Genomic DNA, 13,672 nt, shown 5'->3' on the forward strand with positions numbered 1-13,672 from the left:
TTGCCTCAGTATAGGGTAATATAAATATAAATGCTATTGCATCGCGTACCATTTGCTATAGTAAGTAACCATATTTGGCCGAATAATATTTAAGTCATCAAGCAAGGAGTGCTGGTGTACTGGTTGATTGGTAGCCTCATAATTATAGTTATGATGGGCGTATTGGCAGTCGCAGATAATGTGATAATGCCAACTGATTTGTCTTTGCTAGAGACAGTTGGTACCTCTAATCTGTCGTTGGCACTGACTATATTTGCCACAATTCTGTTGGCGTCTGCTCAATTTAACATACCCTCGATAGACAGCCACAACGCTGATAGCAATACCTCTAACAACACATCTCGTCATATTAAACTTCCTTTCCGAATTATTAGATACTTAGTCTTAGCTCTACTAGCGACTGCGTTAGTGATAGGCAGCGCACTGCAAGCTTTGGTTACTCATCAACAAGCAGAAACCACTGAAATAACTGCACCGATACGAGTACAAGCACTCGTGCGTATCGAAGGGTTGAGCGACAGTGTTTATGATGCCACTACAGACAGCGGGTATCGCCAAGTAGCGGTGATAACGAATATCGCTCCATTAGTCGCTGAGCTAACGCCCCAAGAGTTAGCAACTAAAACATCCGACTACTTAGATGCAAATAAAAATAGCCTAAGCACTAATCACGATGTTAATCCCAATGAAGTTAGTCTCAAAGTTAGCGAACACCGAGTCCTACTTAACGCCTATCCAAGAAAGTCTGCAAATGATAGCCAGTTTGTAGCCTTAAACGATTTGCAGCCCGGTGATGAGATATTCATGAGCCTAGCACTGGCGCCGTTAGCTACTTCTGAGCAAGCAGTCAATAACCCTACTGGCTTTGACAGTTATCGCTGGTTACGAGGTCGGCATATTGATGGCGTTGCAAATATTTTGGCCGTTAGCCCTACATTGGTAAATAGTAGCGAAATTAGCAATGAAATCAGCGATAAAAAATATTCGAAGCAGTCGCTAGACTCTGATTCATATCTTCAGCGCTTTCGTACTCGTATCGATCAGGGGCGTTGGCGATTACGACAGCATTTCTATCAAGACTGGTCAGCACAAACGATAGCAGAACAACAAGCGAAAGCCGTGACATTAAGTCTTCTCACGGGTGATCGTAGCTTGATTAATCGTGATACTAAGGACTTATATCAACTGGCGGGTATCTCACATCTGCTCGCTATTTCAGGCACGCACGTACTGTTTTTGGCTATTGTATTGGCAGGCATAGTTGTACTGCTGTTTGATCGTAATTATTCAGCGATTTATCGTCGTATTCCGCGTTGGCAAGTGCGCTGGTGGGTAATGATTGGTGCTGCTTTTATTTATGCGCTATTTACTGGTTTTGACGTACCTGCTGCTCGTACGGCCTGGATGTTATTAGCGATTGGATTCGTCAGATTGATATTGCTTCCTATCAGTACGATGCGCGTGCTATTGGCATTTGCTATATTGATGGCTTGGCGTGACCCTTACGTATTATGGCAGGCGGGATACTGGCTATCTTTTATTGCAGTGGCGTTATTACTCAAGTATGACGATAAGTCGTATCAGCATCAGACTACTGCTGCAACGACTATATACGATGATAAGCCGCGTACTCATATCAATAACGCGCTATCTAACCGTGTTTGGCAAATGATTAAGCGTGTGTTTAAACTACAGTTTTGGCTGTTTTTGACCTTACTCCCTGTTACTTTGCTTTTATTCGGTAAGGCGTCGTTATGGGGTCTTTTTATCAATTTATTTGCTATTGGACTATTTGGTTGGGTGATTGTACCGCTCAATTTATTAGCAGGACTGTGTTACCTTTTAATGCCGAGTATTGCTGATATTCTTTGGATGGTTATTAGTACGATTGTCGGTCATCTACATGATTTAATGATTTGGCTGACGTCATTGCCAGCGCTATCGGATGCGTGGCTCTATACACCAGTTAATATCGCGATACTATCGATGGCTTTGCTAAGTGCATTGCCTTGGCTGCTGCCACGAGGTTTACTCAGCCGTTGGTTGATGTTGCCACCATTAACGTTACTGATGATGACAGTGTATGCCAATCAGCAGTCACTGGTAACTGTATCGACCCTATATATTTTGCCAACGGGTGATTCGTATATAACGGCAGCATTGCTACAATATCCTACCGTCAATGAAGACAATACCAATTGGTTGTTCTTAGCTGACCATAGACCAGCCTCTACACGAACGATGCCCAGCAGCCTGACAGCAGACAAATTATCTGAAAATTTAGAGCAGCAACTGGGCAGCTTATCTGTCAATAAGTTAGAGAGTATTGTTGTACAGAGCAGCAGTGACGGCCTGACTGATACGTTAATTCCTGACGATAAGAATATTGCTAATACTAAAAATTCTGAACTACTACCGATGACTGTTGCTCAATTAAATGACCGTTTAGCCATTAGCCAATATTGGCAAGCAGGGCGCTCTGATCGTTGGTCTGCATTTCAGCAAGCCTATAAAACAGTTAGGCAATCTGAAGATACGCCCACTATCAGTGCTCAACGTTGTGAGCAAGGAAAAATATGGCAGTCGACTAACGATGAATTGTCAGTGCAGGTCATCACTGGTTGGACCAAGATAGGTGATACTAGCGTTTGGGACTGTACGATTGCTCTTGATACTAATCTGCCTATACGCGTTCTGAGATACAATGCGGCAGACCCACTCAATTCGTTACCTGTCAATTCACCTGTCAGCCCTCAAGCACAAGTAGCATCTAACCAGTTAACTGGCAAACAGTCAGAGTCTTTCCAGTCGCGTTTGATTTTAAATGCTGACACTCATCAACGCGTTTGGCAACTGTGGTCATTACTATGTTCAGTTGAATCGAATAATGATGACATGCTATTCAAAAATACACGTTGGCTTGGTCATAGTACCTCGCAAATTACAGCTGATGCCATAAGTCGTCAAAGAGTCGATGAAGTTATAACCTATGATAATAAACCCTTAGACGCGGCATTATTGCTAAACAACTAAATCGCTAAATAACATTAATAGCACTCCCAATGCCGAAACTACTAACCCTCAAAAATAAGGCTTATATTATCAGTGTTACAATATAGTGATATTTCACAGTTATACTATTGAACCATTATCGAAATACCACCATACTTAGCAGCCTATTAATACAGGTCACAGATACTGTGAGACAGTATCAGTCAGGTATACACCACTGTTCTAGCTGTATTTCTCGACAACCTCATTTCATTGTTTTAGATTGTTTCTAACTTAGGAAGTTATATGCCCAACTGGCCACCAGACCCTAACAAACGTCCTGATAACTCGGCAAATCAGTCAACGCAACTGCAGCAACCAAGCCCGCCAAGTGGACAAGAATGGAAGGTGCTGGAAAACACGTTATTAGCGAGTGTGGTTGAGCAGCGCCGCGCTCGTCGTTGGAGTATCTTTTTTAAACTATTGACCTTTGGTTATATCTTATTGATATTTTTGACCCTTGGTCGTGGTTGCAGCAGTACGCCAACAGGTATGGACGCAGTCGATACTAGCGATCCACATTTGGCAGTGGTTGAGCTGCAAGGTGTCATCAGTAATGACGATGTGGCTAATGCGTATGATGTCAATGAAGCATTGAGAGACGCTTTTTCAAACAGTAACTCAAAAGCAGTGGCATTGGACATTAACTCACCTGGCGGTTCACCGGTACAGTCTGATGAGATTTGGCAGACCATGATGGACTTACGCCAAGAATACCCAGACAAAAAGCTTTATGCGGTGATTGGTGATATCGGTGCTTCAGGTGCTTATTATATTGCGTCTGCCGCAGATGAGATTTATGTCAATCCGTCAAGTTTAGTTGGCTCTATCGGTGTCATTATGCCAAGCTACAACGTCAAAGGCTTGATGGACAAAGTTGGTGTAGAAGATCGTACGATTACGGCTGGTGAGTATAAAGATATCTTAAGCTTATCTCGTCCGTTGACTGACTATGAAGAAAATCATGTTGAAAAAGTACTAGCAAACACGCACAAGCATTTTATCAATGCTGTCAAAGAAGGGCGCGGCGACCGTCTGAAAAATCCTGAGCAAAACAAACTGTTCTCAGGGCTATTCTGGACAGGTGAGCAGTCTATTGAGCTAGGCCTAGCAGACAAAACAGGTAGTATCACAAGTCTAAGTAAGCAACTAGATCTAGATACTATCATTAGCTATAGCCCAACTGATCCGTTCCAAATGTTTATGGACCGTTTTGCAGTGAAATTAGGTGCAGGTATTGGCTCTAGCGTTAGTCTTGATGTATTGCCACAAGAAAGCAACACTGGACAGATGCGTTAAGCGTTTTATGTTTTAGATATAATGTGTATGATTGTTAAGGCTGAGCATATAATTGTGCTCAGCCTTAATTGTATGTAATACCAGATAAGAAACCTTGGCCCAAGTGATAGCCTGATTAAATTGGCTATACAACTATAACCATCGAACACAGTCGTCAAATTTGCCATATAAACATAGTTGATTTTGAAGGGATTAGTTTTGATGCTGTTGATTTTAATAAGGGTACAAGGTTCAATCATTAAAATAATATATAACATAAACGATCCCACGAGAGTCTGTCATGAGTGATGAAATAAATTTGCAGTCTTTTGCTAAACTGCCTGTCTCTAAAATAACCAATAAACCTGTGCTGCATTTTGCCCATGCTAATGGAATGCCAAGCGCGGTATATGAACCGTTTTTTGAAGGTTTATCAGAATTTTTTACGATTGAGTATATTGCGATGTTGGGTGATACGCCTGATTATCCGGTGGACGATCATTGGCGTAGTCTAACGCAGCAAATTATTGATAGCGTAAACAGTGCCTGCAAAAAGCATGGCGTTGCACAGGTAGTAGGATTAGGGCATTCGCTTGGGGCCATGTGTACCTTGCAGGCCACGTATCGTCAGCCTGAACTGTTTGCACAAGCAGTACTTATGGATCCGCCTTGGATTTATGGCAAAGTCAGCTTGTTGTGGCATTTAGCAAAAACAGCAGATAGATTGCCACTTATGAATAACCGCTTGATGGACAAACTGTCACCAGCTGGCGTGTCTAAGCATCGCCGTGATGTGTGGGATAGCCGGGATGAAGCATATGAGAAAATGCGACATAAAGGGTTTTTTAAGAATTTTAATGAGCGTAGCTTTCAAGGATATATCGATCATGGCTTGCATGAGCGCGCGGATGGCAAAGTGACATTGGCTATCCCTAAAGCTAGCGAAGTTGCTGTGTTCCGTACCAATCCATCTTGGTATTGGCTGGCACCGAATCGTGGTCCTAAAGTGCCTGTAACTTTAATCATTGGTCAAGACAGTATCTTTTTGAAACGTCGCTTTCCGCAGCAGATAAAATTGCGCTTGGGTATTCCTTATGAGACTCACGAAGGAGGACATATGTTCCCACTTGAGCATCCAGAGTCTGTCTCAATGCAGGTGCTAGGATTGATCAAGCAGCAACTGTCAAAATAAATGCAACATACCATCAGTCATGCTTGTAATAAATATGAGCTGCCAGAGTATTTTTAAGTGACGCCTTTATGCCAAAAAACCTAACTGCGCCATCTAGTACGACTGCCTCACCTAAGTCTCTGCCGCTATTTTCGCGTGTGGGTACATTCGTGCTAACAGTAGGAATGGTGCTTGCGTTTTTTATCAGCCAGTTGGTAGGTGTTTATGTCGCTGGCAAGCTGGTATTACCTGCCGATGAAAGGACATCGATAGGGCAGATATTCTATTTTGGTAGTAATGATGGAACAGTTGTGAGCCTGTCTATACTCATCGGCTGTGTATTGCTAGTGGCAATTAGCATGCTTATCATTCGTTTAAAAGGTGGCAGTCTGCGTCAATATCTAGCCTTAAAGCCGTTCTCACTGTCGGCAGGTATAGGCATGCTTGGGCTACTACTGATATTTATGATTGCCAGTCAGGCGCTGACTTATATGCTGGACATGACGCCGCTGGTATTTGTAGATCCGTTGTATCAGTCTGTTAGTTCAGTGTGGCTGCTGGTCTTTGCAATGGTCGTGGTTGCACCTATTTACGAAGAAGTGGTTTTTCGTGGCATATTATGGTCAGCCATCAAAGAGCAGTTCACCGCACCGTCATACTCTGTGCATCACGGTGCGATAGTAGCAAGTATCGTGACCAGTTTGATATTTGCCACTATCCATGTGCAGTATGGCATTTATGAAATCAGTACTATTGTGGTTTTGGCATTCATATTTTGTTATGCACGTATCAAGTCAGGGTCGCTATTACTGCCAATCGTATTACATATCATTAATAATGGCGCAGCGATGTGGCAGTATCTTGCGCAAGCGGCGTAGATAACATGCTAGCCACGATAATGGATAGCATGTGAATTCTATCAAGCCAGTTATATCAGCATTTAGCTATGCGTCAGGATTTAACAATAATACTTCATCGGCTGCTCGTTTAATGTCATCGAGCGTGAGCTGAGGTTTGCCGCTCAATGCTTGCCGCCATTTGCGTGCACCCATCAACCCTTGAAACAATCCTAGATAATGCCGTGTCATCGTGGGTAGTGCTTCGCCTTTGGCGATTTGTTCTTGTAGATAAGGGTAGAGCTGCTCTAAAATCTCTGAGCGCTTAGGTATCGCGTCGGGTGCTGCCTCGTTCCATAAGCTATTGGCTTCTGCTAATAGATACGGGTTGTGATAAAACGCCCGACCAATCATCACGCCATCGATATGTTGCAAATGCATTTTTATGTCTTCAATGGTATCAATACCGCCATTGATCTCAATATCCAGCTCAGGAAAGTCTTGTTTTAGACGATAGACATCCTCGTAACGTAACGGTGGTATCTCGCGGTTTTGCTTAGGACTCAGCCCTTGTAGCCACGCGGTACGTGCATGAACGATAAAACGCGTACAGCCAGCAGTCGCAACGGTCTGCACAAAATCCACCATAAACTCGTAACTGTCAAAATCATCGATACCGATACGGTGTTTGACCGTCACGGGGATATCGACTGCAGCTTGCATGTGCTTGACCAAGTCAGCCACCGTTTTTGGCTCTGCCATTAGACAGGCACCTATCTTGTTGTGTTGCACACGATCAGAAGGGCAACCAACATTGATATTGACTTCATCATAGCCGTATTGCTGAGCAAATTCGGCGCATTGTGTCATCTCACTGATATCTGCTCCGCCAAGCTGCAATACCAGTGGATGCTCAAGTGTGTCAAAGCGTAGGTGCCGTGCGCGGTTACCGTGTATCAATGCACCGGTGCTAATCATTTCGGTATACAGGTACGTGTGCGGGTTAAATAGTCGCGCAAAGTAACGATAGTCTGTCGTTGTCCAATCAATCATAGGAGCGACTGATAGGCGTTTGTTGGTCATATCAACCATGGTTATCAAGCCTTAATATCTGTGTCTTAAACAAATGGATAAGGTGCAATGAGATGTCTCATTGCACCTTAGTTTTAAACATCGTTCGAATTAGTGACTGATCTATTATTTATAAAATAACATGATCAATCTTTTTGAATTCAGGCAAATTATAGAAATAAAGCCCCATGATAATACCGATAAAGCCAATAAAGGCAATGTATAGTGCTGGTGAAAAGCTTACTAAAGTTGTGGCATAACCAAGACCAAAAGGTATCAGTACACCAACGATACCGTAGGTCACATTATAACAAAAAGAGATACCTGTGAGACGCACGTTGGTTGGAAACAATTGCACCAAGATAGCAGGAACCATACCGACAATACCAGCACAGAATCCCAAAAGCGCGTACATAATTAAAATGTAATCGCCACCTGCTTGTAGATGATAAAAGAAGGCTAGTATTTGAGCAATGAGGAGTATCGAACCAATTACTAGAACCTTACCAAAATTCTCATGATTAGAAATTATCCCATAGAATATACAGCCAAAAATCATAAATACGATGCCCAAGCTATGGGAGAATCCAAACAAATCGCTGTCTAACGTAAAGTTTATCTCTATCAAGTCTGGCAATAGTAGAACAACCACAGAGGTAATGCTAGAAATCACTAACGTCAGCACCATGCCGACAAACACAGAGTGTTTGCAGTGTTTAAAGAGTATGGTAAGCGGCTTGCCTGAGTTTTTGCCGGCATTTAATTTTGTAAGTGCCAGAAAAAAGGGTGTTTCTCCGATGAATCGCCAAAATAAGAGTGGTAAGAAACTAAGAGCCGCCGCTACTAAAAATGGTAAACGCCAACCATAATCAGTTAGCTCAGTCGTCGTCATAAAGCTAGATAACCACATAAAAAAGGCATTTGAAAACAGCACACCTACAAAGAAGCTAGCAGTCGCATAGCTACAGGCAACTGACAGATATTGTCTGGGCACATGCTCTGCTACAAATACCCAAGATAGCGGTACATAAAGACCAAACGCCATACCCTGTATGATTCTTAACAATATAAATAAGGCAGGCGCAGCAGCCCCCCATTGTGCATAAGTGGGTAAAAATGCCATTGCTAGGAGACTACATGCGGTAACTATTATACTTAGCAATAAAACTGGCTTTCTACCTTTTATATCACCATAACGACCGATGAGAACACCTCCGATTGGACGTGCTAAATAACCGATAACAAAAAGCCCCATTCCTTGCAGTTTAGCAACTCTAGGGTCAGCATTAGCAGGAAAAATCGCCGCTGAAACAATATCTGAGATATACAAGTAAATCAAAAAATCAAAAAAGATTACAGCGCTGATAAAGCTTACGAATATGACTGTATTTTTGTCTTTTTTAGACATCAGGGCGTATTGAGAACGAGTCGGCATAATAGATCACATATCCACAGAGTAAAGTGGTCATTAAGACGATCATCGTTTGGATAACCGGCCATGGTAAAAACGGCAAATCAAGATATATAAAAGATGATTTGCCGAAACAATAAGTTGGGGTTTAAAATAAAAGTTTTTGAATAGTACTTTGTTTACTTAATACAACTGAGTCGCAAAACTAAGTGTTCTAGAACTGTCAAAATTAATAAGCTATATATCTACAACAGCCAGTCAATGGGTAACCAAGACATAATAGTAAGCCAGATATGATCACTCATATCGACCCGTGGCTCTGACTCGTAAACGACTTCTTTGCCATCTTCCATGGTGTGCCACTCCAAGCTACCGTTGTCTAGCAGCTTAACTTCATAAGCTTGGTTTAGTAAATCATCACTCAGCGCCCCGTGCAGCTGTCTTGCCAACTCATCATCATTGATGATTACACCCATTTCAGTATTGATATTGGCAGAGCGAGGGTCAACGTTGTAGGAGCCGATAAACACTTGATAGTCGTCTACCGCAAACGTTTTTGCATGTAGGCTGGTTGATGACTGACTGCGTGCACGCCAGAGTTTATTGTCACGTTTTTCTTCAGCTGCCGTTGATTTTAGCTCGTATATTTTTACGCCTGACCGCAGTAGGCTAGGGCGCCATTGACTATAACCAGAATGAACAGCGGTCACGTCGGTTGCATCAAATGAGTTGGTTAATATTTTGATATCAACGCCAGATTCGGCGAGCTTCACCAAAGTATCGACTCCATCTTTGGTCGGGACAAAATAAGACGAGATGATTGTCAGTTTTTTGGTTGGGCTACCGAGTAACGTACGCAGTTGATGCACCAAGTTGGTCTCAGATGAGACGCTTTTGGACAGCTTGCCAACATCGTCACTCAAAAACTGCATGTCTGTCCAACGAAACGGCACGCGTTTGTTGATCAGATCAGTGTCTATCGTCGAGTCTTTGATGGCGGCTTTATAAACCGTCAAGCTACTGCCTTCGTTATTTTCCTCATCTATACCCAGCTTGTCTAATGCCTTCAAAAAATCAGGCGTGACGTCATCGTCGAACTTGGCTAAAGTTTCGATGTCAAACGACAGCGGCGATGACCAGTAACTGGCAAAGCTATTATCAATGTCTGCGACGACTTTACCAATCAGTAAAACATCCAAATCCGCAAACTGGCTGCTTTGATCGTTACTCAGGTACTCATTACCGATATTACGTCCGCCGATAATGGTAATCTGTTTATCAAACGTCATGCTTTTATTGTGCATACGGCGATTGATACGCGGCAAACCTGTGACGTAGTTCAATGTTGAAAACTTACGGTGCATTAATGGGTTGATGATACGCACCGCGATATTAGGGTGGCTCGCAAAACGTAATAGGTGCTGATCAAACTTTGCACTGTTATTAAAATCATCCAACAACAAACGCACGATCACACCGCGCTCAGCCGCTTCCCACAAGTCTTTTAATAGCAGTTGGCCAGCCTGATCATTATGCCAAATATAATACTGCGCATCGATATTGCGCGTGGCCATACCTGTTAACATACTACGGGCGGCGAACGCATTTGCCCCAGTGACGATCGGATGATAGCCTGACAAATCAGGATGAATTTCATTCTGCGCACTAACAGCGGCCACTAGATCAGTATTGTTGGTTGTAGTCGCTGTATTTTGCTCAATCTTTGGGCTGTCTTCTTGTTGGTATAAAGCATTGACTCGCGCTGATAGCGCTTGGCTCTCAGGTAGATGTGGCTGTTTGGGTAGGCTCTGGCAAGCGCTCAGACCTAAAGTCAGCCCAAGTATCAGACTCAACGATAAGCTGCTTGGTTCTATACTGAACATCGACATAACGAATTTACCTTGATGAGCCTAAATATACTGATAAATAAAATGCATGGATAAGTAATTTGCTGAAATTGTTCATCTATTTTTAAGGATGATAGCATTGATTGGACGGTCTATAAAAATATCACCAACGCCAAAATTCAAATCGTTGCTAAGCTTAGCAGCTGTTAGCATATCTGCCTATTATAAATACGTTATTTTTGTTAGGTTTGACGATTGATTTTATCGTGATTTATTGTCGGTTAAATCTGCATAATGGCTGTCATATTGAACATACAGTTATTTTAATAGGCAAAATTAATAATTAGAAGTTATCTGAAACCAGATGTGTGGAATAAGTCGGCATGTTATGATAACGCTGATGAATTTGCTTAATAATCAAAAAAATAAGCAGTCCTTTTATACCAACCAAAACAAAGCAACGGAACGTCTATGAGTCAGTCGCAAACGAAAGATGAGAATAATTTGAACCAAAAAAACTCAAACGATGGGTTAGATCCAAACTGGCGTAACGATGCCTTAGATTTAGGATTAGATTACGGTATGCAGACGATTGCTGTGCGGGCAGGTCAACACCGTACCGACGAGGGCGAGCATTCAGAGCCGATTTTTACGACCAGCTCTTATGTTTATCAATCAGCCGCTGATGCTGCGGCACATTTTGACGGTACAAAGACAGGAAACGTTTACTCTCGTCATACCAACCCAAGCGTCCGTACTTTTGAGCGTCGTCTCGCCGCGCTAGAAAACGGTGAGCGTGCGGTTGCAACGGCCTCTGGTATGGGTGCAATCCTGACCATGTGCTTGGCATATCTAAAAGCGGGTGACCATCTGCTCGCTGCCAATCAGTTATTTGGCTCGTCTATTGGGCTGTTTAATAACTATATGGCCAAGTTTGGCGTTGAAGTTAGCTATGTTGATTGCTTTGACAATGAAGCATGGGCCAATGCCGTTCAACCAAACACCAAAGTGATCTATTGTGAAAGCCCAAGTAATCCACTGGCGCAGATTTGCGATATCGGTTACTTAAGTGGGCTATGTAAAGCCAATGATATCTTACTAGTCGTTGATAACTGCTTTGCCACGCCAGCATTACAGCGCCCACTAGACTTGGGCGCAGACGTGGTTATTCATTCGGCGACCAAATATCTAGATGGACAAGGACGAGTGTTGGGCGGTGCGTTGGTTGGTAGTGATAAGCTGATGCAAGAAGCCTTTACTGTGGTGCGCTCAGGTGGTATCAGCATGAGCCCGTTTAATGCATGGGTATTCACCAAAGGACTGGAGACGCTTAAATTACGTATGCAGGCGCACTGTAACAATGCCAATCAAGTCGCAGAGTTTTTGGTCAATCATCCCAACGTTAGTACCGTGCACTTTTCAGGCTTGAGCAATCATAGCGCACACGAACTTGCCACACGTCAGCATCATATGAAAGATGGCTACGGTGCTATCATGGGCTTCGAAGTCAAGGCATCTGATAGCCGTGATACCAAAGAAGCGGCGTGGCATGTGATTGATTCAACACAAATGGTCTCTATCACCAATAACTTGGGCGATGCCAAAACCACTATTACGCATCCTGCAACGACCACACATTTCCGCCTGACTCCTGAAGCCCGTGCTGAAGCAGGGGTCAAAGACGGTCTGATTCGTCTATCAGTCGGTTTGGAAGATGTTGAAGATATAATCAAAGATTTGGCGCGTGGTTTAGACAGTTTGTAAAGATAGCGGTATAATCGCTGTTCATACATGATATGGACTTTACGTTGTTCATAATTACTGATTACGATGCGCACCGTATAACATTCAAACATAAAAGATAAAGAGGCAACTATGAACATTCAAGCATTGATGCAACAAGCACAAACGATGCAAAAGAAAGTAGAAGCAAACGTTGAGAACGCTAAAAAAGAGCTTGCTAACAAAGAAGTACAAGCCGAAGCGGGCAGTGGTTTGGTTAAAGTAACGATGACGGGTCGTCATGTGGTCAAGCGTTTGAGCATTGATCCAAGCTTGCTAGAAGACGAGCCTGATATGATCGAAGATCTTATTGCGGCAGCTATCAATGATGCTGTTCGTCAAGCAGACGAGTTGTATGAAGAAACAATGGCAGGCGCGACCTCAGGTATGGGTCTACCACCAGGTATGCAAGGCATGTTTTAAGCATTAAATACTTCATACTAAAGACAAAAATGGGGTTGTTATCGACACGATACGACCCTATTTTTATAACTATGATTTATAAATTCAGTTAGATAAAGTCAATTAAAGGAAAGTCACTTTGCTTACAGCCAAATTTGATCAGCTGGTCAAGCAGCTGCGTATATTGCCAGGTGTCGGTCAAAAAAGCGCCCAGCGAATGGCGCTCCATCTGCTCAGCAAAAAACGCCCGCAGGGTATGGCACTTGCCCAAGCACTCGATGAAGCCATGCGCGATATTGTTGAGTGTCAGCGCTGTCATAGCTTTAGCGATGAGGATATATGTCCACTGTGCCAAGACCCTAGGCGTGATGACAGTCTGCTATGTGTGGTTGAGACGGCGGCAGATGTGATGGCCATTGAGCAGACAGCAGGGTATCGTGGTCGCTATTTTGTGCTAGGCGGGCATTTATCACCTATCGATGGTATCAGTGCTGATGATTTAAATATTGACCAACTGGTGTGGCGGGTCAAGCAAGAACCCGTAGAAGAGATTATCTTGGCAACTGGTACAACCGTTGAAGGTCAGACCACTGCTCATTTTATTAGCGAGGCAGTCAATCGTCATGTGAGTAGAGTCACGCGTTTGGCACAAGGCGTACCTATGGGCGGCGAGCTTGAGTATCTTGATAGTATGACACTTGGTCAAGCCATGCAAAACCGCTCTTTTTTATAGTATTTGATAAAGCCTAAGTCTTAGCCACTTTATTTCGTGAAGTTGTTATAATTGTATTCTCCTTTAATCTTAATAAAATGCATATTAGCG

At 43.0% G+C, this 13,672-nt stretch carries 10 protein-coding genes; 7 read left to right on the plus strand and 3 right to left on the minus strand.

The window, feature by feature from the left end:
* Positions 1-114 precede the first annotated feature (114 nt).
* The 4 genes from CXF62_RS07405 (at position 115) to CXF62_RS07420 (ending at position 6,378) form a co-directional block, all read left to right on the plus strand.
* Positions 115-3,033: a ComEC/Rec2 family competence protein gene (locus CXF62_RS07405; protein WP_228153191.1), complete on the plus strand. Its 2,919-nt coding sequence runs from the start codon at positions 115-117 to the stop codon at positions 3,031-3,033.
* A gap of 264 nt (positions 3,034-3,297) precedes the next feature.
* Entirely contained in the window at positions 3,298-4,350 is a 1,053-nt protein-coding gene (sppA, locus tag CXF62_RS07410) for a signal peptide peptidase SppA (protein ID WP_102093633.1), read from the plus strand.
* 280 nt (positions 4,351-4,630) lie between these two features.
* Positions 4,631-5,521 carry an alpha/beta fold hydrolase gene (locus CXF62_RS07415; RefSeq protein ID WP_102093634.1) on the plus strand — a complete coding sequence of 297 codons (891 nt, stop codon included), beginning with the start codon at positions 4,631-4,633 and terminating at the stop codon, positions 5,519-5,521.
* Positions 5,522-5,589: 68 nt separating this feature from the next.
* The gene (locus CXF62_RS07420; protein WP_228153192.1) at positions 5,590-6,378 is read left to right on the plus strand and encodes a CPBP family intramembrane glutamic endopeptidase; all 789 of its coding nucleotides are present in this window, start codon (positions 5,590-5,592) and stop codon (positions 6,376-6,378) included.
* A gap of 66 nt (positions 6,379-6,444) precedes the next feature.
* Here the strand turns inward: CXF62_RS07420 and dusA are convergent, their stop codons facing one another.
* The 3 genes from dusA to CXF62_RS07435 form a co-directional block, all read right to left on the minus strand.
* On the minus strand, positions 6,445-7,428 hold the full coding sequence (gene dusA / locus CXF62_RS07425; RefSeq protein WP_102093635.1) for a tRNA dihydrouridine(20/20a) synthase DusA: 984 nt from the start codon (positions 7,426-7,428) through the stop codon (positions 6,445-6,447).
* Positions 7,429-7,537: 109 nt separating this feature from the next.
* The gene (locus CXF62_RS07430) at positions 7,538-8,842 is read right to left on the minus strand and encodes an MFS transporter (protein ID WP_102093637.1); all 1,305 of its coding nucleotides are present in this window, start codon (positions 8,840-8,842) and stop codon (positions 7,538-7,540) included.
* Positions 8,843-9,063: 221 nt separating this feature from the next.
* Positions 9,064-10,707, minus strand: a complete 1,644-nt coding sequence (locus CXF62_RS07435; protein ID WP_102093638.1) for a phospholipase D family protein — start codon at positions 10,705-10,707, stop codon at positions 9,064-9,066.
* Positions 10,708-11,136: 429 nt separating this feature from the next.
* Between CXF62_RS07435 and CXF62_RS07440 the strand changes: the two genes are divergently transcribed.
* The 3 genes from CXF62_RS07440 (at position 11,137) to recR (ending at position 13,582) form a co-directional block, all read left to right on the plus strand.
* On the plus strand, positions 11,137-12,429 hold the full coding sequence (locus tag CXF62_RS07440) for an O-succinylhomoserine sulfhydrylase (protein ID WP_102093639.1): 1,293 nt from the start codon (positions 11,137-11,139) through the stop codon (positions 12,427-12,429).
* Positions 12,430-12,540: 111 nt separating this feature from the next.
* A complete protein-coding gene (locus CXF62_RS07445) occupies positions 12,541-12,870 on the plus strand; it encodes a YbaB/EbfC family nucleoid-associated protein (protein ID WP_087040100.1) in 330 nt (109 codons plus the stop codon).
* Between the two features lie 118 nt (positions 12,871-12,988).
* Positions 12,989-13,582, plus strand: coding sequence for a recombination mediator RecR (recR, locus tag CXF62_RS07450; RefSeq protein WP_102093641.1), 594 nt, complete (start codon positions 12,989-12,991; stop codon positions 13,580-13,582).
* Positions 13,583-13,672 lie beyond the last annotated feature (90 nt).

The sequence above is a fragment of the Psychrobacter sp. MES7-P7E genome (assembly GCF_002863645.1).
GTDB lineage: Bacteria > Pseudomonadota > Gammaproteobacteria > Pseudomonadales > Moraxellaceae > Psychrobacter.

What these genes read in the sequence shown, in the direction of transcription:
- sppA (WP_102093633.1), top strand. Translation starts at nt 3,298, where the DNA reads ATGCCCAACTGGCCACCAGACCCTAACAAACGTCCTGATAACTCGGCA.
- CXF62_RS07415 (WP_102093634.1), top strand. Translation starts at nt 4,631, where the DNA reads ATGAGTGATGAAATAAATTTGCAGTCTTTTGCTAAACTGCCTGTCTCT.
- CXF62_RS07420 (WP_228153192.1), top strand. Translation starts at nt 5,590, where the DNA reads ATGCCAAAAAACCTAACTGCGCCATCTAGTACGACTGCCTCACCTAAG.
- dusA (WP_102093635.1), bottom strand. Translation starts at nt 7,428, where the DNA reads ATGGTTGATATGACCAACAAACGCCTATCAGTCGCTCCTATGATTGAT.
- CXF62_RS07430 (WP_102093637.1), bottom strand. Translation starts at nt 8,842, where the DNA reads ATGCCGACTCGTTCTCAATACGCCCTGATGTCTAAAAAAGACAAAAAT.
- CXF62_RS07435 (WP_102093638.1), bottom strand. Translation starts at nt 10,707, where the DNA reads ATGTCGATGTTCAGTATAGAACCAAGCAGCTTATCGTTGAGTCTGATA.
- CXF62_RS07440 (WP_102093639.1), top strand. Translation starts at nt 11,137, where the DNA reads ATGAGTCAGTCGCAAACGAAAGATGAGAATAATTTGAACCAAAAAAAC.
- CXF62_RS07445 (WP_087040100.1), top strand. Translation starts at nt 12,541, where the DNA reads ATGAACATTCAAGCATTGATGCAACAAGCACAAACGATGCAAAAGAAA.